This is a genomic window from Stenotrophomonas sp. SMYL41, from assembly GCF_036319965.1.
GTDB lineage: Bacteria > Pseudomonadota > Gammaproteobacteria > Xanthomonadales > Xanthomonadaceae > Stenotrophomonas > Stenotrophomonas maltophilia_R.
Genome location: NZ_JAWIRX010000006.1, coordinates 141,935 through 160,563, shown reverse-complemented (window position 1 = coordinate 160,563; position 18,629 = coordinate 141,935). Strand labels below are relative to the sequence as shown.

The window sequence follows — 18,629 nt, the reverse complement described above, 5'->3', positions numbered from 1 at the left end:
CGCGCACCCCCATGACCAAATCGCGGGCCTTTCTCACTCCCGATGGAACCGAGTACGTTACGGCGCAGGCTGTGGGCCACCGTCGCAACAGGGACTATGCGGGAGAACCCACGGGAGATCGCTATTTCTCAACGCACCGTGCAGGCCAGCGGCGCCCAGTGAAGCACGTGATGAAGGGGCGGTCGTGGTACTTCGCATATATCGACGGTGCGAAGGGCGGAGCGGCAGCGGGAGGCGAATCGCTGCAGCATCTGTTGTTCAAGGAGGCTTTCAGTCGGCTGGATCATGTGCAGCTGTCCCTTTCGCTTCCTACCAGAAAAGGGCCTCGTCGCTGGCGTGAATCGAGAATCTCGATCTCCCGGGTGGAGCAGGAGTGGCAGGTGCCGGGAAGGGGCGATTATCGGGCAGATTTGTATGTCGAGTTCACCAGCGAGGATGATCTGGGTTCCAAGTGGGACGGGAAGTTCCTGCTTGAGGTCAGGCGCTCACATGCTGTGGATGCTGCAAAACAAGATGGCCTCCGGCAACTGGGCATTGCAGTGATCGAAGTGGATATCGGCAGGGTGCCGATCTACGGCTATACCATTCCCGAGGACGAAACCAGTGATGCGGAGGAAGCTCGATACCTCGAAAGAATCAAGCGCTTGCTGGAAAGCGAGCGTGGATTCCTGCAGGCGATGGTCCTCAGCAATCCCAGCAGCAACGATTATCTGGAGGCGCTGGTGCGCAGCCAGCAAAAGGACCTGCAGGCGGCGAGCGGGCGGGAAGCCTTGCTGCAGTCCGAGGTGGCAGGGGCGAGCGCACGCAGTCTTGCACTGGAAGAGAGCCATGGCAGGTTATCTGCCCAGTTGAAGCAGAGCGAGGAGCTGCTTGCCGGCATGCAGAAAGTCGCTGCTGATCTGAGAAAGGAGAAGTTGACGTTGCAGAAGGTGCTGCAGTCCGCTCGTGATGATCTCAATTCGGAGGTGGCCGAACGGCGTCTGTACCAGCGTTGCTTCTGGGGCCTCACCACCGCTGCGGTGCTGCTGATCTGCTGGATGTGCTGGCTATGGTTGTTCGGCTGACGCTGGCTCGACAATGCCGGGTGGCATTGAAAATGCAGAGGCCCGGGTGTTGGCCCGGGCCTTTGCAGGTGACGCTGCTGCAGGATTACTTGAAGGTGTACTTGGCACCCACGGTGAAATAACGGCCCAGTGCACCGGAGAAGTGCATCGGGTTGTAGTTCACGCCGCCGTAGGTGGTCGGATCGAGCGGTGCGATGCGGTCGAACACGTTGGCCACCGAGGCATTGAGCTCGAAGGCGTCGGTGATGTTCCAGCGGCCGGACAGATCGAAGGTGGTGAACGAAGAGATCTTCGTCACCGGCGTGCCATCCTCGTAGAACGCCTGGTAGTCGCCACCACGCTTGTCGGTGTTGTCCATCTTGCTGATGTAGTTGGCAACACCGCTCACGCTCCACGCACCCTGCTTCCAGGTGGTGCCGAAGTTGATCTTGTCCTTCGGCGTGCCGATGCAGTTGGTCACGTCGCAGTTGCCGTGCGTGCCGGCATAGTCGACGGTCTCACCGTCTTCGGTACGCTCGAACTTCAGGATGTGGCTCCACTGCAGGTCCAGCTCCAGCTGGCCCGGGCCGATATCGAAGGTCTGGCGGATATCGGTATCGATACCGCGAACGCGCGACGAGCTGGCATTCACGTAGCCGGTGTTGACGGCCAGGATGCTGCCGGAGTTGGGCACGCCACCGATGTTGTTGGAATCACGCAGCACGTTGCCGGCCAGGATGGCTGCCGCGGTGTTGCCCTGTACGATCTCGTTGGTGCGCTTGATCTGCCAGGCATCGACGGTCATCGAGGTGGTCGAGGTCGGCTGCAGCACCAGGCCCACCGAGTAGCTCTTGGACTCTTCCGGCTTCAGGTCCTTGTTCGGGCGGGTGATGATCGCAATCGAGCGCGGCGTGCACTCGTCGGCATCGATGGCGCAACGCACCGGATCGCGGGCGTTGGAGAAGGCGGCCAGGCCACCGTCACCGTTCTCGGCCGGATTCGGCGCACGGAAGCCCTCGGCGTAGCTGGCGCGCAGCGCGATCCAGTCGGCCGGGGTCCACTTCACACCCAGCTTCGGCGTGGCCTTGCCTTCACCGCTTTCGTACTTGTCATAACGCACCGCGCCGGACAGTTCCAGCTGTTCCAGCACCGGCGCCGACAGTTCGACGTAGCCGGCGTACACGTTCTGCGTGCCGTCGTAGGCCGAGTAGCCCAGGCCGATGATGTCACCCTGGTCGGTGTAGGTCTGCGGGGTCAGGCTGTTGCTGGTCTTGCGCCACTCGGTACCGATGGCCAGGCCCAGCGGGCCACCCTTGAGGTCGGCCAGGCTGCGCGACACGGTGAAGTCGAACATGTCCAGGCTGGACTTGGCGCGCGCACTGATCGTCGGCGAGATGTAGTCGTACAGCGCCTGCGAGTTCAGGTTTGCGTTGTCACCGATGCGCCACGTACCACCTGCGCAGTTCGGGTTGCCCAGCGCGCACAGCACGGAGCTGTAACGCAGGAAGCCGGTGCGCTTGTTGACCAGGTCGGTGCCCGAATGCAGGTAGGCGGTGTCGTAGCTCCAGTCGCCCCAGTTGCCCTTGGCGCCGACCAGGAAACGGTTGAACTCGTTGGTGTTGTTGGTCACCCGCGGGCCGACATCCCACGCGCTGTAGCGCAGGCGCGCCGCATACGGCAGCGGGTTGTCCGGATGCCCGGCATAGAGCATCGTCGCGCCGTCACCGCTGCTGGCGTTCTTCGGGCCGCCGGGGAAGCCCCAGCCACCGGACACGCTGGAAGGGGTATTGCTGAAGATGGTTTCCTTCTTCGAGTAGCCGATCTCGGTGTAGATCTCGCCACCTTCGCCGAAGGCGAACGTGGCGCGGCCGAACACGTTGATGTACTTCTCTTCCGGGGTCAGGTCGCGATACTGCTGCGCTGGATCCCACAGGCAGCCCTGGGCCGCCGAAGAGGCTTCGGTCTGGCCCGGAATGGTGCTCAGGTTGGCGCAGCCCGGAAGGGCGACCAGGTGCGGCGACGGCGAGTCATTGTTGAACACCGAGCCGTTCGGGCCGACGCCGCCGTTGGTGCGGCCGCTGAGGTAGGGGCCGCCGAGGAACTGCGCATCGGTGGCGTCATAGCCCCACGGGCGCGTATCGCCGGTACCGATCCACTTGCGGTTCTTGCGGTCGCTGATCTTGATCGCATCGGACTTGCCGACGTCCAGGCTGAAGAACGCGTTCCAGCCATCCTTGGACAGGTCGCCGGTACCGGCGGTCAGGGTGGCCTTCTTGGTATCGCCGTCGCTGTCACCGGACAGGCCGTAGGACGCGCGCAGGATCGCACCCTGGAAGTCGTTGCGCAGGATGATGTTGACCACACCCGCGATGGCGTCGGAGCCATAGATCGCCGAGGCGCCATCCTTGAGCACTTCCACGCGCTCGACGGCATCGAGCGGGATGGTGCTGAGGTCGGTGAACACCTTCTGGCCGTCGTCGGCCAGGCCATAGGTCGCCATGCGGCGGCCGTTCAACAGCACCAGCGTCGAGCCCGCGCCCAGGCCGCGCAGCGAGATGCCGGCGCCACCGCCGGCGAAACCGTTGCCGAAGGTCTTGGGAATCGAGCCGGCGCCATCGGCGGTGATGGTCTGCAGGTACTCGGCCAGCGTGGTCTTGCCACTGCGGTCGATTTCCTGGCGGCTCACCACCTGTACCGGGGAGGGCGTCTCGGTGTTGGTGCGGGGGATGTTGGAGCCGGTGACCGTGATGCGGTCGAGGTTGGTGGCTTGTTCCTGCGCGAAGGCGGAGGAGGAAGCGACGGCGCCGGCCAGCAACAGGGCGCCGCCGGTGAGGATGTGGGTGATGGACGATGCCAGGGTGCTGCGGCGGCTGGCGGGCCGTTGGATCGGGTGTTTCACAGCTTCTCTCCTAACTGGAAAACCGTAGCGTTGAGGGCTGTCGCCGGATCGATACCGGGACATGCCAATCTAGGTTTCCAGCAGGTGACGAAGTCGTGAATTTTTGCTTAATCGGTAACGCTTGGTCCGCGCCTGTCCGCAGTCTCGGCGGCTGAAGGCAGGCGGCCGGCCCGGCGCGAGGCCGGGCCGGAAGCTCGCTCAATCCGGCAGCGAGAACTGCACCGGCACCATGCCGATGGCCGGAACCGCCACGCCGTCACGCTGGGCAGGCTCGAAGCGCCAGTGCCTGAGCACCTGCTGGCGAGCGGCCTGGTCCAGGTTGCGTGAGCCGCTGCTGCGCTCGACGCTGACGGCCACTGGCTGACCCTGGGTGTCCACTTCCACCCGCAACAGCACCGTGCCCTGTTCGTGGTTGCGCAGGGACTGGATCGGGTAGCTCGGCGGCGGGGCGCTGCGGTATTGCAACTGGGCGCCGGCCAACGGGGTGGACGTGTCGATGCTCGGCGCGAGTTGCGGCGGGGCCGGTTCGGCCGCCGGCAGTGCGATGCCCTGGGTTTCCTCCACGGTCGCGGTGGGGGCCGGCAGCGGCGGCGTGACCGGCTGGGCCTGCGGTTTCGGCACGATCCGGGCCACTTCCTTCGGTTCCTGCAGCACCGGCGGGGGCGGTGTCGGCGGGATCTTCTCGATCAGCCTGACCGTGGTCTTGTCACGCGGGACCTGCACCGCCTGGTAGGTCGCAGGGATGAGCAGCAACAGGAAGGCCAGCAGATGCAGGGCGATCGCCGCGCTCCAGGCGGCAACGCGGGCAGGGTCGAAATGCGGGGATGCAACGGGGTACGTACGAACCATGATCCACCTCCATGCCAGTGACGAAGTCCTCAACGCACCAGGGCCCGTGGCGGGGTTGCCGCACGCGGCTGGCAGTCCATCAGTAGCGCGGCATGGCGGCCACTGCCTAGAGGCAGGGGCAAGATCGTTGGGCTGGCCTTCAGCCAGTGCCGGCGGCGCGCATGAAAAAGGCGGGCCCCCTGCGGGGCCCGCCCGGGTCGAGCGCGGCGGACGCGATCAGCGGCCCAGTTCGAACACCACGTCCAGGTTGACCGAGACCGTCGATTCGCCCGGCGCGACGGTGGTGGCCTTGTCCATCGCCGCACCGGCTGCCATGGTGCGCATCACCGGCATCGGGCGGAAGCCGCCGTTGCTGTTCTCGGAGATGCTGACGATGCGGCGCACCTGCAGGCCCAACGACTTGGCATAGGTCTGGGCGCGGGCCTGGGCCTTCTTCAAGGCGGCCAGGCGGGCTTCGTCATAGACCGGTTCGGGCTGGTCGATCTCGAAGCTGGGGCCGTTGATCTGGTTGGCACCCTGAGCGGCCAGGGCATCCAGCACCTTGCCGAGCTTGGCGATGTCACGCACCTTCAGGCTGACCGTATTGTTGGCCTGGTAGCCGGTGATCTTCGGCGCTTCGTTGTCGGCATAGCGGTACTGCGGATTGAGACTGATGCCGCTGGTCTGCACGTCACGCTCGGCAATGCCGGCGGCCTTGATCGCGGCCAGCACCTTGTCCATCTGCTGGGCGTTCTGGCGCATGGCGCTGTTGCCGTCGGCGGCCTGGGTGACCACGCCGGCCGAGAGGGTGGCGACATCCGGCACGCGGGTTGCCTCGGCGTTGGCCGAGATGTTCAACAGGGTGCCTTCGGCCGCGGCGGCGATCGACGGCGACGACGGAGCGGCATGGGCGGTCATCGAGGTTCCAAGGGCAAGGGACAGGGCAAGCAGCAACGGGGTGGCGGTCAGGCGCATGGGATCTCCTTGTTGTGGCAGTGAGGGTGGTGTCGTAGCGATGAACGCGCTGTGAGCCTGTTCGGGGTTGTACGCGTTCCGGAACGGGTTGCCGGCGATTCAGGTGGCGGCCTCAGGTTATGCTGTGCCGATGCTCTATCTTGCTTCCCGCTCCCCCCGACGCAACCAGCTTCTGTCCCGACTCGGGCGCCCCTTCCAGGCCCTGGACCTGGAGGTCGTCGAGCAGCGCGCGGCGGCTGAAAGTGCCGAGCAGTACGTGTGCCGGGTCGCCGCCGACAAGGCGCGCGCCGGCCTGGCCGAGGTACTGGCTGGTGACCCGCAGGCGCGCGTGCTCGGTTCGGACACCGAGGTGGTGCTCGATGGCGAGGTCTTCGGCAAGCCGGCCGATGCCGCCGATGCGCGGGCGATGCTGGCCAGACTAGCCGGGCGCACCCACCAGGTGATGACTGCGGTCGTGGTGGTCGACGCGGCCGGCCTGGACAGCGAGCTGGTCATATCCGAGGTGACCTTCGCCCCGATCGACGCCGCCGACATCGCCGCCTATGTCGCCACCGGCGAGCCACTGGACAAGGCCGGTGCCTACGCCATCCAGGGTGGGGCCGAACGCTGGATCGAACACCTTTCCGGTAGCTACTCCGGTGTAATGGGGTTGCCGCTGCTGCACACCGATCGTCTGCTGGCGCGCTGTGGCGTGCCGGCCCCCACTGCCGATGCCGCCAGGGAGGCTGCCGATGTCTGAGGAAATCCTGGTCAACGTGACCCCGCGCGAGACCCGGGTCGCGGTGATCGAAAATGGCATGCTGCAGGAACTGCACATCGAGCGCGGTTGGCGCCGTGGCGTGGTCGGCAACATCTACAAGGGCAAGGTGCAGCGGGTAATGCCCGGCATGCAGGCCGCCTTCGTCGAAGTCGGCCTGGAGCGGGCGGCGTTCCTGCATGCCAACGACGTAGTGCGCCCGGCGCCGGTGGCCAGCGCCGACACCGAGAACACCACCCTGCCGCCGCCGGCCAGCGTGCCGATCGTCGAGCTGCTGCGCGATGGCCAGGATATCGTGGTGCAGGTGGTCAAGGACCCGATCGGCACCAAGGGCGCACGCCTGACCACGCAGATCAGTATTCCCTCGCGTTACATGGTGCTGCTGCCGCAGTCCAAGGTGGTGGGCGTGTCGGCGCGCATCGAAGACGAAACCGAGCGCGCCCGCCTGAAGGCGCTGGTGACCGAATTGTCGGCACAGCACGGTGGCTACGGTTACATCGTGCGCACCAACGCCGAAGGCCAGCCGGCCGAGGCCATTGCCGAGGACATCGCCTACCTGTCGCGCGTGTGGAACGTGGTCGAACGCCGCGGCCGCGAAGCGCCGTCGTGCAGCATCATCTATGAAGACCTGAGCCTGCCGCTGCGGTCGGTGCGCGACCTGATCCGCAAGGACGTGGACAAGGTGAAGGTGGACTCGAAGGAGACCTTCGGCCAGCTGCAGGCCTTCGTCGCCAAGTACATGCCGGTGCTGGCCGAGAAGCTGGAGCTGTATTCCGGTGACCGGCCGATCTTCGACATGTTCGGCGTGGAGGACGAGATCGGCCGCGCGCTGGACAAGCAGGTACCACTCAAGTCCGGTGGCTACCTGGTGATCGACCAGACCGAAGCGATGACCACGATCGACGTCAATACCGGTTCGTTCCTCGGCCAGCGCAATCTGGAAGAAACGGTGTTCCGCACCAACCTGGAAGCGGCGCAGGCGGTGGCGCGGCAACTGCGGCTGCGCAACCTGGGCGGCATCATCATCATCGACTTCATCGACATGGATGATGCAGAGCACCGCCGCCAGGTGCTGCGCACGCTGGAAAAGGCACTGGCCCGCGACCATGCCAAGACCACGGTCTATGATTTCTCGCCGCTGGGCCTGGTGGAGATGACCCGCAAGCGCACGGTGGAAAGCCTGGAGCGCCAGCTGTCGGAGACCTGCCCGCAGTGCAGCGGCCGCGGCAGCATCAAGACCACCGAGACGGTGACCTACGAGATCTTCCGTGAGATCACCCGTGCCGTGCGCCAGTTCGATGCCGCGCGCCTGCTGGTGATCGCTTCGACCAAGGTGGTCGCACGCATCACCGATGAGGAATCCTCGGCGGTGGCCGAGCTGGAAGAGTTCCTCGGCAAGAGCATCCGTTTCCAGGCGGACGAGCAGTACCTGCAGGAGCAATTCGATGTCGTTCTGCTCTGATCCTCGCCGGCTGCAGGCCGGCGGTGGCCGATGAGTGCGCCGCCGCGCCTGCGACTGCGAAGGATCCGCCGTCATTTCATCGCCGCCTGTGCGGTGGGCCTGGTCGGGCTTGCACTGCTGGTGGGCACGCTCAGCCAGCTGCTGCCGCTGGCCGAGCGTCATCCCGACAGGATTGCCGCCTGGTTGAGTGAGCGTGCCGGCCAGCCGGTGCGTTTCGACCAGCTGCAGACTGCCTGGACCCGCCGCGGCCCGCTGCTGCAGCTGAAGGGCCTGCGCATCGGCGCCGGGCAGGGCCTGGCGATCGGTGAGGCCGAGGTGCTGGTGTCGATGTACAGCGGGCTGTTGCCGGGGCGCTCGCTGACCGAGCTGCGCCTGCGTGGCCTGGTGCTGGACCTGCAGCAGGACGAGGATGGACGCTGGTCGGTACGCGGGTTGCCGCAGCCCGGCAACGGCGGTGATCCCCTGGATGCGATGCGCCGGCTGGGCGAGCTGCAGGTGATCGGAGGCCGCCTGGGCGTGCACGCGCCGGCGCTGGGCATCGACACCACCCTGCCGCGCATCGACCTGCGCATGCGGGTCAATGGCGATCGCCTGCGTGTGGGCGTGCGCGCCTGGGCGCACGCCGAAGCGCTGCCGCTGACTGCGGTACTGGACGTGGACCGTGTGCGCGGCAACGGCCAGGCCTGGCTGGGCGCCGACCCGGTCGATTTCCATGCCTGGTCGCCCTTGCTGGCGGCCGGTGGTGCGCGCCTTCGCGAGGGCAAGGGCGAGCTGAACCTGTGGTTGACCCTGCGAGACTTCGCACCGGTGGCGCTGACCACCGATTCGGACCTGCGCGAGGTGCGCATTGACGGCGCGCCGATGCCCGGCATGGCGGCACCGCAGCTGCAGCTGCAACGGCTGCAGGCCCGCCTGCGCTGGCAGCGCCAGGCCGATGGCTGGGCGTTGCAGGTACCGCGCCTGCGCCTGAAGACCGAAGAAGGCGAACAGCAGCTCGATGGCCTGCAGCTGCAGGTCGGCCAGCAGCTGCGGGTGAACGCCGGTGCGGTGCAGGCCGGTATTGCGCTGCGCGCACTGGCGCTGAGCGATCGCCTTGAACCGGGCCTGCGCCGCTGGCTTTTCCTGTCCAGGCCGCAGCTGGACGTTCGCGACCTGACGCTGGCCGGCGAACGCGATGGCCCCTTGTGGGCACAGGGCGAGCTGCAGTCGCTGGGCTTCGCCAGCGTGGGCAATTCGCCCGGCCTGCGCGGCCTGGGCGGGCGCTTCGAAGGCGACGCGGATGGCTTCAGCCTGCAGCTGCCGCCGCAACGACAGCTGCAGTTCGATTGGCCGACCGGCTTCGGCGTGCGCCACGATCTGCATCTGGCGGGCCAGGTGGTGGGCTGGCGCGATGAAGGCGGTGGCTGGCGCATCGGCACGGCGGCGATGCGCGTGGAAGGCACCGACTATGCGGCCGATGTGCGCGGTGGTGTCTGGTTCCAGGGCGACGGCACCCGGCCGTGGCTGCAGCTGGCGGCCAAGCTGGACGATGTGCCGATGACCGCAGCCAAGCGCTTCTGGATCCACTCCAAGATGAGCAAGGGCGCCACCGACTGGTTGGACATGGCGCTGGCCGGCGGCCAGGTGCGCAATGGCGTCGGCCTGGTCAGCGGTGACCTGGACGACTGGCCGTTCGACAACAACGATGGCCGCTTCGAGGCCACCGGCCACATCACCAACGGCGACATCCGCTTCCAGCACGACTGGCCGCTGATGAGCCAGGTCGATGCCGATATCGCCTTCATCGGCCCCGGCTTCGACATGCACGGGCGCGGCGACCTGGCGGGCGTGGCGGTGCAGAAATTCGAGGCAGGCATCCAGGACTTCGGGCAGCAGCCGCTGTACGTGCGCGCCGATGCGCAGAGCGAGGCCGGCAAACTGCTGGCAATGCTGCGGCAGAGCCCGCTGCACAAGGATTATGGCGACACCCTGGACAACCTCACCGCCGCTGGCCCGGCGCATGTGACCTTCGATCTGCTGCAGCCACTGCACCACGATGAGGGTGGCGGCCACCTGCAGGGGACGGTCGATCTGGCCGGCGTGAAGCTGGTCGACAAGCGCTTCCAGCTCGCCTTCGACAACATGCACGGGCAGGCGCGCTACAGCAATGGCGGTTTCGATGCCGAGGCACTGTCGGTGCGCCACCTTGGCCAGGACGGTCGGCTGAGCCTGCGCGCCGGCGGCTACGTGCACGACAGCACGCGGGCCTTCGAGTCGCAGCTGACGGCCCATCTTGATGCCGGCGTGCTGATCGACCGCGCACCGGAAATGGCCTGGCTCAAGCCTTACATCTCCGGCACTTCGGCATGGACCATCGCGGTCAACCTGCCCAAGGTGGCGCCCGGGGCACCTGCGCCGCCCAGCGAGCTGCGTTTGAGTTCGGACCTGGTCGGCACCCGGCTGGACCTGCCGGCGCCGCTGGACAAACCCGCTGCCGAGCCATTGGCGACCACCGTAGCCGCGCAGCTGCCGATGGGCGCCGGGCGCATCGATGTGGCCTTCGGCCAGCGCCTGGCCCTGGCCGCACGCAGCCACAACAACCAGACCGGGGTGCAGGTGACGCTGGGCAGCGACCACGTCGATCGCGAGCCGTCGCCGAGCGGATTGACCGTCAATGGCCGCAGCCCGACCCTGGACGCCCTGGAATGGATCAGCCTGGCGCGTGGTGGCAGTGATGACGACACCATGCCACTGCGTGCGGTGGACGTGCAGGTCGGCCAGTTGAAGCTGATCGGTGGCGTGTTCGAGCAGACCCGGTTGCAGCTGCGCCCGGGAGCGCAGGCACTGGATGTGCGCCTGGACGGCCCGTCGCTGGCCGGGCGCCTGACCGTCCCCAATGCAGACGGCGGCACCATCAGTGGCCAACTGGACCGCGTGCACTGGCAGTCGCTGCCGGCGGTTCCAGGTGCACCGGCCGCACCGGCACGGGTACAGGCCGGCGCCAACGACATGGACCCGGCCAAGCTGCCGCCATTCGCGCTGGACATCGCCGACCTGAAGTTCGGTAAGGTGGTGCTGGGGCAAGCGGTGCTGCGTACGCGCCCGCTGGCCAATGGCCTGAACGTGGACGAGCTGCGCTTCCGTGCGCCGGACCAGGAGATCGACATCAGCGGTCGCTGGTTGGGCCCTACCGGGGGGGGCCGCACCGAGCTGACCGCACAGGTGCGCAGCGAGGATCTGGGCGGGTTGATGCAGAACCTCGATTACGGTGGCCAGCTGCGTGGCGGTTCCGGCCAGGCGCAGCTGCAGGCCACGTGGAGTGGCGGTCCGTCGGACTTCCAGCTGGGCAACCTGCAGGGACGCCTGGACCTGCACGCGCGCAACGGCCAGCTGCTGGAGCTGGAGCCGGGCGCAGGCCGCGTGCTGGGCCTGCTCAGCGTGACCCAGCTGCCGCGGCGTCTGATGTTCGACTTCCGCGACTTCTTCTCCAAGGGCTTCGCGTTCAACCAGATCGACGGCAGCATGCAGTTCGGCCAGGGCATGGCGCGCACCGACAAGGTGCTGATCGAAGGCCCGGCAGCCAACATCACCATCCGTGGCGAGGCCGACCTGCGCAACCAGCAATTCGACCAGACCATCGACGTCAACCCGCGCGCGGGCAACCTATTGACCGTGGTCGGTGCGGTGGCCGGTGGCCCGGTGGGGGCGGCGCTGGGCGCGGCCACCAATGCGGTATTGTCCAAGCCGCTGGGCGAGATTGGCGCCCGTACCTACAAGGTGACCGGTCCATGGAAGGAACCGAAGGTGGAAGTGATCGAGCGCAGCCGCGACAAGACCCCATCACCGCCCGAGCCGGCACCTGCACCGACCATTCCGCCGACCGTCACCGGCCTGCCGCGCTCGCGTTGAGCGCGGTTCCCTATTCACGGGGCTTGCCTGAGCGCCCCCGCATCCCCAGATCGAGAACCATGACTGATATCGCCCTGACGCTTGCCCAAGACCGCCTGCTGCGCCCCGGCGGCCTGGATACCGCTGGCCTGGAGCGCACCTTCGGCCAGCTGCTCGGCCCCGGTGTGGACTTCGGCGACCTTTATTTCCAGCACGCCCGCCGCGAGAGCTGGAGCGTGGAAGACGGCATCGTCAAGGGCGGCGCCCATTCCATCGAGCAGGGCGTGGGCGTGCGGGCGATTTCCGGCGAGAAGACCGGCTTCGCCTACTCCGATGACATCCATGCCGACGCACTGCTGGCGGCGGCGCAGTCGGCGCGCGCGATCTCGCGCGAGGGCGGCGCCCAGTCCGGGCGATCGCTGCTGCGCGGCAACGCGCGCGCGCTGTACCCGGCGCTGGATCCGATCGATGGCATCGGCAACGAGGCCAAGGTCGAGGTGCTCAAGCGCCTGGATGGCTACCTGCGTGACGCCGATCCACGCGTGAAGCAGGTGATGGTGAGCCTGTCCGGCGGCGTCGATACGGTACTGATCGCCCGCAGCGACGGTGTGCTGGGCGCTGACGTGCGCCCGTTGGTGCGCCTGAACGTGCAGGTGATCGTCGAGCAGAACGGCCGTCGTGAGTCCGGCTATGCCGGTGGCGGTGGCCGTTATGGCTACGACCAGCTGTTCGCCGACGGCCGCCCCGAAGCGTTCGCCCGCGAAGCGCTGCGCCAGGCGCTGGTGAACCTGGACGCGGTGCCGGCGCCGGCCGGGGTGATGCCGGTGGTGCTTGGTCCGGGCTGGCCCGGCGTGCTGCTGCACGAAGCGGTCGGCCATGGCCTGGAAGGCGACTTCAACCGCAAGGGCACCAGCGTCTACGCCGGCCGCATCGGCGAGCGCGTTGCCGCCCCGGGCGTGACCATCGTCGATGACGGCACGCTGGACGGTCGCCGCGGTTCGTTGAACATCGACGACGAGGGTCATCCCAGCCAGTGCACCACCTTGATCGAGGACGGCATCCTGGTCGGTTACATGCAGGACAGCCTCAACGCCCGCCTGATGGGCGTGGCGCCGACCGGCAACGGCCGCCGCGAATCCTTCGCGCACCTGACCATGCCGCGCATGACCAACACCTACATGCGCGCCGGCCAGCACGACCCGCAGGAAATGATCCGTTCGGTGAAGAAGGGCCTGTACGCCGTCAATTTCGGTGGCGGCCAGGTCGATATCACCAGCGGCAAGTACGTGTTCTCGGCCACCGAGGCCTACCTGATCGAGGATGGCCGCATCACCACGCCGGTGAAGGGCGCGACCCTGATCGGCAACGGCCCGGAAACCATGCAGAAGGTGCGCATGGTCGGCAACGACCTGGCCCTAGACGAGGGCGTGGGCATCTGTGGCAAGGACGGGCAGAGTGTGCCCGTGGGTGTCGGCCAGCCCTCGCTGTTGATCGAGGGCATCACCGTCGGCGGTACCCAGGCCTGAGCATGGCGATGGCCGCGGCCACCGCCCTGGCCGGCGCGGACTCAGTCCTCGTCGGCTTCGTCGCCCTCGACGGGGGCGGCGTCTTCGGCGCTGGCCTTCAGGCCCAGCGCGGCCGGCAGCATCAGGCCGCGCAGCACCTGGTAGATCTCGCGATAGGCGCGCGGCGGCTTGTTCTTCGCTTTCTCGGCCTGCGCATTGCGCACCAGCGTGCGCAGCTGCTGGCGGTCGGCCTGCGGGTAGTCGTCCAGCAGTGCAGCCAGCGCCTTGTCACCCTCGGCCAGCAGGCGCTCGCGCCAGTCTTCCACGCGGTGCATCATCGCCACTTCGCGGCGGCCGGTTTCGCTGTTGGCGTCCAGCGCATCGCGGATCGCATCCAGCGTGGCGTCCTCTTCGCGGCGCATGTGCTTGGCCAGGAACGCCAGCTGGCGCTTGTGGGCGATATGGGCGGTGATGCGCTTGCACTCGGCGATGTGCGGCAGCAGGTCTTCCGGAATCGGCAGGCGCGCCAGCTGGGCCGGGGTCAGCGACACCAGCTTCTCGCCCAGGGCCAGCACGTCGAGTGCGTCGCGCCGGTTCTGGCTGCGGCTCTTGTCGTGGAATTCACCGGTTTCTTCGTCGCGTCCGCGCATCGTCCCTACCTGATCTCAAAAAAAGTCGCCCGGCGTGATGCCGGGCCCAACCCGCACAGGATAAAGCATTGAACGTGATCGCCCCTGAAGTGGCCGTCGGCGACGACAGCCCGGCCCGGCTGGAACGGCTGGCCGACCTCTCCCAGCAGCTGCTCGACCGCGCCCGCGCGCTGGGCGCCAGCCAGGCCGAGGTCAGCTGCAGCGAGGACCGTGGCCTGGAGGTCAATGTCCGCCTGGGTGAAGTGGAGACCGTGCAGTCAACCCGCGACCGGGGCATTGCGGTGACCGTCTATTTCGGCCAACGCAAGGGCAGTGCCAGCACCGGCGACCTGAACGAGGCCAGCCTGGCCGCTACGGTCGAGCAGGCCTGTGCGATCGCCCGGCATACCGAGGATGACCCGGCCGCCGGCCTGGCCGAGGCGGCGCTGATGGCCACCGATTTCCCGGATCTGGATGCCTGGCACCCGTGGGCGCTTCAGGCCGATGAGGCGGTGGACCTGGCCCTGGCCTGCGAGGCCGCCGGCCGCGAGGCCGACGTGCAGATCCGCAATTCCGACGGCGCCTCGGTGTCGAGCATGCAGAGCCTGTCGGTGTATGCCAACTCGCATGGCTTCTTCGGCCGTGAGCGCGGCACCCACCATTCGATCGGCTGCGCGCTGATCGCCGGCCAGGGCGATGGCATGCAGCGTGATGGCTGGTACACCAGCGCGCTGGCCCGGGAGGATCTGGAAGACGTGGGCCTGGTCGGCCGTCGTGCCGCCGAGCGCACCGTGGCCCGCCTGCAGCCGCGTTCGCTGGCCACCGGCAGCATGCCGGTGCTGTTCGCCCCGGAAGTTGCGCGCAGCCTGGTCGGCCACCTGCTGTCGGCGGTGTCCGGCGGCGCCTTGTACCGCCAGGCCAGCTTCCTGCTGGACAGCGTCGGCCAGCGCCTGTTCCCGGAATGGATGCAGATCGACGAACTGCCGCACCTGCGCCGCGGCCTGCGTTCGGCCGCGTTCGACGGCGACGGCGTGGCCACCCGTGCTTCGGCGCTGGTCCGTGACGGCGTCCTGCAGCGTTACGTGCTGGGCAGTTATTCGGCGCGCAAGCTGGGCCTGCAGACCACCGCCAATGCCGGTGGCGTGCACAACCTGCAGCTGGCGGCCAATGCCGGCCCGCTGGAGGAGATCGCCCGGCAGATGGGCGACGGCCTGCTGGTGACCGAGCTGATGGGGCAGGGCGTGAACGGGGTGACCGGCGATTACTCGCGGGGCGCGGGCGGCTTCCGTGTCGAGAACGGCGAGATCCAGTACCCGGTGGACGGCATCACCATCGCCGGCAATCTGCGTGAGATGTTCAGCAGTATCGAGGCGGTTGGCAGCGACGTCGATCCGCGCTCGCACATCCGGACTGGTTCGATCCTGCTGGGGCGGATGACCATCGCCGGTAATGATTGATGGCATTGATGGCGTAAGCTATGCCCGCCTGACGCGACCAGCTTGGTGCTGGTGGGTCAAGACCACCCAATGAAAAGGAGTTTTGTCGTGAGCGAATTCGATAACGTCCCGCCGCCGCCGGCCACCACCGACGTGCCGGCCGACCAGCGCACCATGGCCCTGGCCGCGCACCTGCTGGGCATCTTCACCGGCTTCATCGGCGCGTTGATCATCTGGCTGATCAACAAGGACGATGCTGGCAAGGCCTTCGTGACCGACCAGGCCAAGGAAGCCCTGAACTTCCAGATCACCGTGACCATTGCCATGGTCATCAGCATCATCCTGATGATCGTGATCATCGGCGGCATCCTGGCCCCGATCGTCGGCATCATCAACCTGGTGTTCTGCATCATTGCCGCAGTGAAGGCCAACAACGGCGAAGCCTACCGCTACCCGTTCACCCTGCGCCTGATCAAGTAAGCGGCAACGATCAACGACGCAAAAAGAAACGCCCGGCATTGCCGGGCGTTTCCATGTGGGCCACGCCCGGCGGGCGCACAGCCCGACAGCGATCAGTGATCGCGCTCCACCGCCAGTGTTGCCAGCGCACGCAGCGGATCGGCTTCCTCGCCATATCCGGCCAGGATCGCCTGCATGCGTGCTGCGAGTTCGTGAAGCTGGGCCTTCGCACCGTCCATGCCGAGCAGGGCGGGGAACGTGCTCTTGTCATGTGCCTGATCCTTGCCGGCAGTCTTGCCCAGCTGTTCGGAACTGGCCTCGACATCGAGGATGTCATCGCGTACCTGGAAGGCCAGGCCGAGCGCGTCGGCAAAGCTGTCGAGCTGGGCCAGCTGCGGCTCGTGGGCCTGGCCGCACAGCGCTCCCATGCGCACCGCTGCACGGATCAGCGCGCCGGTCTTCAGTGCATGCATGCGGGTCAGTGCCGCCAGTGCCTGCTGCTGGCCGGTGGCATCGATGTCCAGCGCCTGGCCGCCGCACATGCCGGAGGCGCCGGACGCGTGGGCCAGGGTCTGCAGGCAGGCCACGCGCAGCGTGGCCGGCAGCGGCGCATCGGCCAGCAGGCCGAAGGCACGGGTCTGCAGGGCGTCGCCGGCCAGGATCGCGGTGGCTTCATCGAAGGCGATGTGCGTGGTCGGCTTGCCGCGTCGCAGGGCGTCATCGTCCATCGCCGGCAGGTCGTCATGCACCAGCGAATAGGCGTGGATGAGCTCGACGGCCATCGCCGCCGCATCCAGGTTTTCAGGCTGTGCGCCGAACAGGTGGCCACTGGCATACACCAGCAGCGGACGCATGCGCTTGCCACCGCCCAGCACGGAATAGCGCATGGCCTGGTGCAGGCCCTGCGGTGCTTCGGCAGGCGAGGGCAGGGCAGCGTCGAGCTGGCTTTCGATACGGTCGCGCCAGCGCGCGAACAGAACCTCAGCCGTCATGGCTGGGCGGATCGAAAGGCTCGGAGGCTTCCGGCTGCGCCGGATCGCTGAGCAGGCGCACGCGCAGTTCGGCCTGCTCCAGCGCCTGCTGGCACTGGCGGTACAGACCGACGCCACGTTCGTAAGCACTGAGCGAGGCTTCCAGGCTCAGCTCGCCGGTTTCCATCTGCTCCACCAACTGCTCCAGCGATTCGAGCGACTGCTCGAACTGGGCGACAGGGGAGGCGTTTTCGGGGGACTTCTTGGCCATGTGGCAAGTGTGGACGGGCCGCGGGCGGGGGTCAATTCACCAGCCGCCGGGACGCCACTGCAGCTGCGCGTCATGGGCCTGCAACCAGGCCTGCAGGGGAGCCGCAATGACCACGTCGGCGGCGGCAAGCAGCTGTGGTCCATCGAAGACCAGCGGCAGTTGGGCGCGTCGCCAGGGGGCAAGGTGTTCGCGTTGCAGGCAGTCCTTCAGCGCATGCGAATGCGGGCGACCGGGCAGCAGGATGCGCTCCCCGCCCACGCGTGCACGGACCTGCAATCGGCGCTCGAAGGCCGGGGCGCCCTGCAGGCACAGTTGACCGCCATCGGGCAACGCCAATGGCGCGCGTCCATCCCATTCGGCCTGCCAATCATGGGGAAGCGCCGGCAGCTGCGCGGGCAGGAGATAGGCATGATCGCGCCATTGCTGGATGGCATGATCGTGCCAGCGTACCCGCGCCTGGCGATCGTTGCCGGCCGGCAGCAGCTCGTCCAGTGCCTGCTGCAGCACCGTGGCCGGCAGCGGCTCCGCACCGTGGCCGGCCACCCAGGCGCGCAGCACGCGTGCCGCACGGCCCGGTGATACCTGGCGCAGCAGCTGCAGCGACAGCACCCGCGGTACGACCTCCAGATGCGCGATCAGCTCGGCGTCTTCCTCCTCCAGCAGCTCGCGGGTCTGCCCGCAGTGCATCGCGCTGCCCGCCAGTGCCGCAGCGGCGTGCGGCCAGCGCTGGCGCAGCAGCGGCAGCACCTGCAGGCGCAGGAAGTTGCGATCGGCGTGGTCGTCGGCATTGCTGGGATCTTCTATCCAATGCAGTGCGTATTGCCGGGCATGGTCGAGCAGCGCACTGCGCGGCACCGCCAGCAGCGGTCGCCACAAACGGTGTTCGCCCAGGCGGCTGTCCGCGGACATCGCGGCAAGGCCATCGACGCCGGAACCACGCAAGGCACGCAGCAGGAAGGTCTCGGCCTGGTCGTCCAGGTGCTGCGCCAGCGCCAGTGTTTCGCCGTCGCGCAGTTCGGCGGCGAACACGGCGCGTCGCGCCTGCCGTGCCGCGCCTTCGAGGCCCAGGCCCAGGGTGTGGTCGACCTGCACGCGATGCACGGCCAGTTCAATGCCCAGTGCTGCGCATTGTTGTTGGCAGTGCAGCACCCAGTCGTCCGCATCGGGGTGCAGGCCGTGGTGCACATGCACCGCACGCAGCGTGGTGCCGGAGGCACGCGCGCAGTGCCACAGCCAGTGCAGCAGCACGGTCGAGTCGACGCCGCCGCTGTAGCCCACCAGCAGTGGTGCATCCAGCGGAACGAGGGAAGGGAAGGCAGTCACGGCGGCAAGTATAGGGTTGCTCGGCAGGGCTGCGCCCTGCACCCGCAGACGCGCAAGCAACGGCAACGGCCGAAGCAACAGCAACAGCTGGTTTCCTGAGGGTTGGCGGGGTGGGTCCGGTTGCGGGAGACGCTGCAAGTACGTCCATGTAAGCTCGGTCGCCGCATCCATGCGGCTCACGCCCCCGCAACCGGACCCACCCCG

At 67.4% G+C, this 18,629-nt stretch carries 14 protein-coding genes; 7 read left to right on the top strand and 7 right to left on the bottom strand.

Going from position 1 to position 18,629, the window contains the following annotated elements; genetic code table 11:
- The first annotated feature begins 11 nt into the window (after nt 1-11).
- A complete protein-coding gene (locus V3B30_RS09535) occupies nt 12-1,064 on the top strand; it encodes a hypothetical protein (RefSeq protein WP_262084410.1) in 1,053 nt (350 codons plus the stop codon).
- Between the two features lie 85 nt (nt 1,065-1,149).
- Here the strand turns inward: V3B30_RS09535 and V3B30_RS09530 are convergent, their stop codons facing one another.
- The 3 genes from V3B30_RS09530 to V3B30_RS09520 all read right to left on the bottom strand — a co-directional run bounded on the left by V3B30_RS09530 (nt 1,150) and on the right by V3B30_RS09520 (nt 5,745).
- Entirely contained in the window at nt 1,150-3,942 is a 2,793-nt protein-coding gene (locus V3B30_RS09530) for a TonB-dependent receptor (protein WP_100473517.1), read from the bottom strand.
- Nucleotides 3,943-4,140: 198 nt separating this feature from the next.
- Nucleotides 4,141-4,791, bottom strand: a complete 651-nt coding sequence (locus V3B30_RS09525) for an energy transducer TonB (RefSeq protein WP_100473516.1) — start codon at nt 4,789-4,791, stop codon at nt 4,141-4,143.
- A gap of 216 nt (nt 4,792-5,007) precedes the next feature.
- A complete protein-coding gene (locus tag V3B30_RS09520) occupies nt 5,008-5,745 on the bottom strand; it encodes an SIMPL domain-containing protein (RefSeq protein ID WP_100473515.1) in 738 nt (245 codons plus the stop codon).
- Between the two features lie 130 nt (nt 5,746-5,875).
- Between V3B30_RS09520 and V3B30_RS09515 the strand changes: the two genes are divergently transcribed.
- The 4 genes from V3B30_RS09515 to tldD are packed head-to-tail and all read left to right on the top strand — an operon-like array spanning nt 5,876 to nt 13,357.
- Nucleotides 5,876-6,484, top strand: coding sequence for a Maf family nucleotide pyrophosphatase (locus V3B30_RS09515; RefSeq protein WP_100475231.1), 609 nt, complete (start codon nt 5,876-5,878; stop codon nt 6,482-6,484).
- The gene (gene rng, locus V3B30_RS09510) at nt 6,477-7,964 is read left to right on the top strand and encodes a ribonuclease G (protein ID WP_005418079.1); all 1,488 of its coding nucleotides are present in this window, start codon (nt 6,477-6,479) and stop codon (nt 7,962-7,964) included. Before V3B30_RS09515 ends, rng begins: the two co-directional genes overlap by 8 nt.
- 30 nt (nt 7,965-7,994) lie before the next feature.
- Nucleotides 7,995-11,852, top strand: coding sequence for a YhdP family protein (locus V3B30_RS09505; RefSeq protein WP_262084411.1), 3,858 nt, complete (start codon nt 7,995-7,997; stop codon nt 11,850-11,852).
- A gap of 59 nt (nt 11,853-11,911) precedes the next feature.
- Entirely contained in the window at nt 11,912-13,357 is a 1,446-nt protein-coding gene (tldD, locus tag V3B30_RS09500; protein WP_262084412.1) for a metalloprotease TldD, read from the top strand.
- 41 nt (nt 13,358-13,398) lie between these two features.
- Here tldD and yjgA read toward each other — a convergent pair whose 3' ends face one another.
- Nucleotides 13,399-13,986, bottom strand: coding sequence for a ribosome biogenesis factor YjgA (gene yjgA, locus V3B30_RS09495; RefSeq protein WP_100473512.1), 588 nt, complete (start codon nt 13,984-13,986; stop codon nt 13,399-13,401).
- A 68-nt stretch (nt 13,987-14,054) separates the two neighbouring features.
- On the opposite strand from yjgA, the gene pmbA reads away from it, so the two are divergent.
- Both pmbA and V3B30_RS09485 read left to right on the top strand, forming a co-directional pair.
- The gene (pmbA, locus tag V3B30_RS09490; protein ID WP_100473511.1) at nt 14,055-15,422 is read left to right on the top strand and encodes a metalloprotease PmbA; all 1,368 of its coding nucleotides are present in this window, start codon (nt 14,055-14,057) and stop codon (nt 15,420-15,422) included.
- Nucleotides 15,423-15,509: 87 nt separating this feature from the next.
- Nucleotides 15,510-15,881 carry a DUF4870 domain-containing protein gene (locus V3B30_RS09485; RefSeq protein WP_100473510.1) on the top strand — a complete coding sequence of 124 codons (372 nt, stop codon included), beginning with the start codon at nt 15,510-15,512 and terminating at the stop codon, nt 15,879-15,881.
- Between the two features lie 92 nt (nt 15,882-15,973).
- On the opposite strand, the gene V3B30_RS09480 is transcribed toward V3B30_RS09485, so the two are convergent.
- The 3 genes from V3B30_RS09480 to tilS are packed head-to-tail and all read right to left on the bottom strand — an operon-like array spanning nt 15,974 to nt 18,425.
- Nucleotides 15,974-16,852 (bottom strand): farnesyl diphosphate synthase, encoded by an 879-nt coding sequence (locus V3B30_RS09480; protein ID WP_262084413.1) that lies wholly within the window; start codon nt 16,850-16,852, stop codon nt 15,974-15,976.
- Complete coding sequence (locus V3B30_RS09475; RefSeq protein ID WP_005410522.1) at nt 16,842-17,102, bottom strand: exodeoxyribonuclease VII small subunit; 261 nt, start codon at nt 17,100-17,102, stop codon at nt 16,842-16,844. Before V3B30_RS09475 ends, V3B30_RS09480 begins: the two co-directional genes overlap by 11 nt.
- 36 nt (nt 17,103-17,138) lie before the next feature.
- Nucleotides 17,139-18,425 (bottom strand): tRNA lysidine(34) synthetase TilS, encoded by a 1,287-nt coding sequence (tilS, locus tag V3B30_RS09470; RefSeq protein WP_262084415.1) that lies wholly within the window; start codon nt 18,423-18,425, stop codon nt 17,139-17,141.
- Between the last annotated feature and the right edge of the window lie 204 nt (nt 18,426-18,629).

Coding starts and splice junctions, on each gene's coding strand:
- V3B30_RS09535 (WP_262084410.1), top strand. CDS start 12: ATGACCAAATCGCGGGCCTTTCTCACTCCCGATGGAACCGAGTACGTT.
- V3B30_RS09525 (WP_100473516.1), bottom strand. CDS start 4,791: ATGGTTCGTACGTACCCCGTTGCATCCCCGCATTTCGACCCTGCCCGC.
- V3B30_RS09520 (WP_100473515.1), bottom strand. CDS start 5,745: ATGCGCCTGACCGCCACCCCGTTGCTGCTTGCCCTGTCCCTTGCCCTT.
- V3B30_RS09515 (WP_100475231.1), top strand. CDS start 5,876: ATGCTCTATCTTGCTTCCCGCTCCCCCCGACGCAACCAGCTTCTGTCC.
- rng (WP_005418079.1), top strand. CDS start 6,477: ATGTCTGAGGAAATCCTGGTCAACGTGACCCCGCGCGAGACCCGGGTC.
- V3B30_RS09505 (WP_262084411.1), top strand. CDS start 7,995: ATGAGTGCGCCGCCGCGCCTGCGACTGCGAAGGATCCGCCGTCATTTC.
- tldD (WP_262084412.1), top strand. CDS start 11,912: ATGACTGATATCGCCCTGACGCTTGCCCAAGACCGCCTGCTGCGCCCC.
- yjgA (WP_100473512.1), bottom strand. CDS start 13,986: ATGCGCGGACGCGACGAAGAAACCGGTGAATTCCACGACAAGAGCCGC.
- V3B30_RS09480 (WP_262084413.1), bottom strand. CDS start 16,852: ATGACGGCTGAGGTTCTGTTCGCGCGCTGGCGCGACCGTATCGAAAGC.
- V3B30_RS09475 (WP_005410522.1), bottom strand. CDS start 17,102: ATGGCCAAGAAGTCCCCCGAAAACGCCTCCCCTGTCGCCCAGTTCGAG.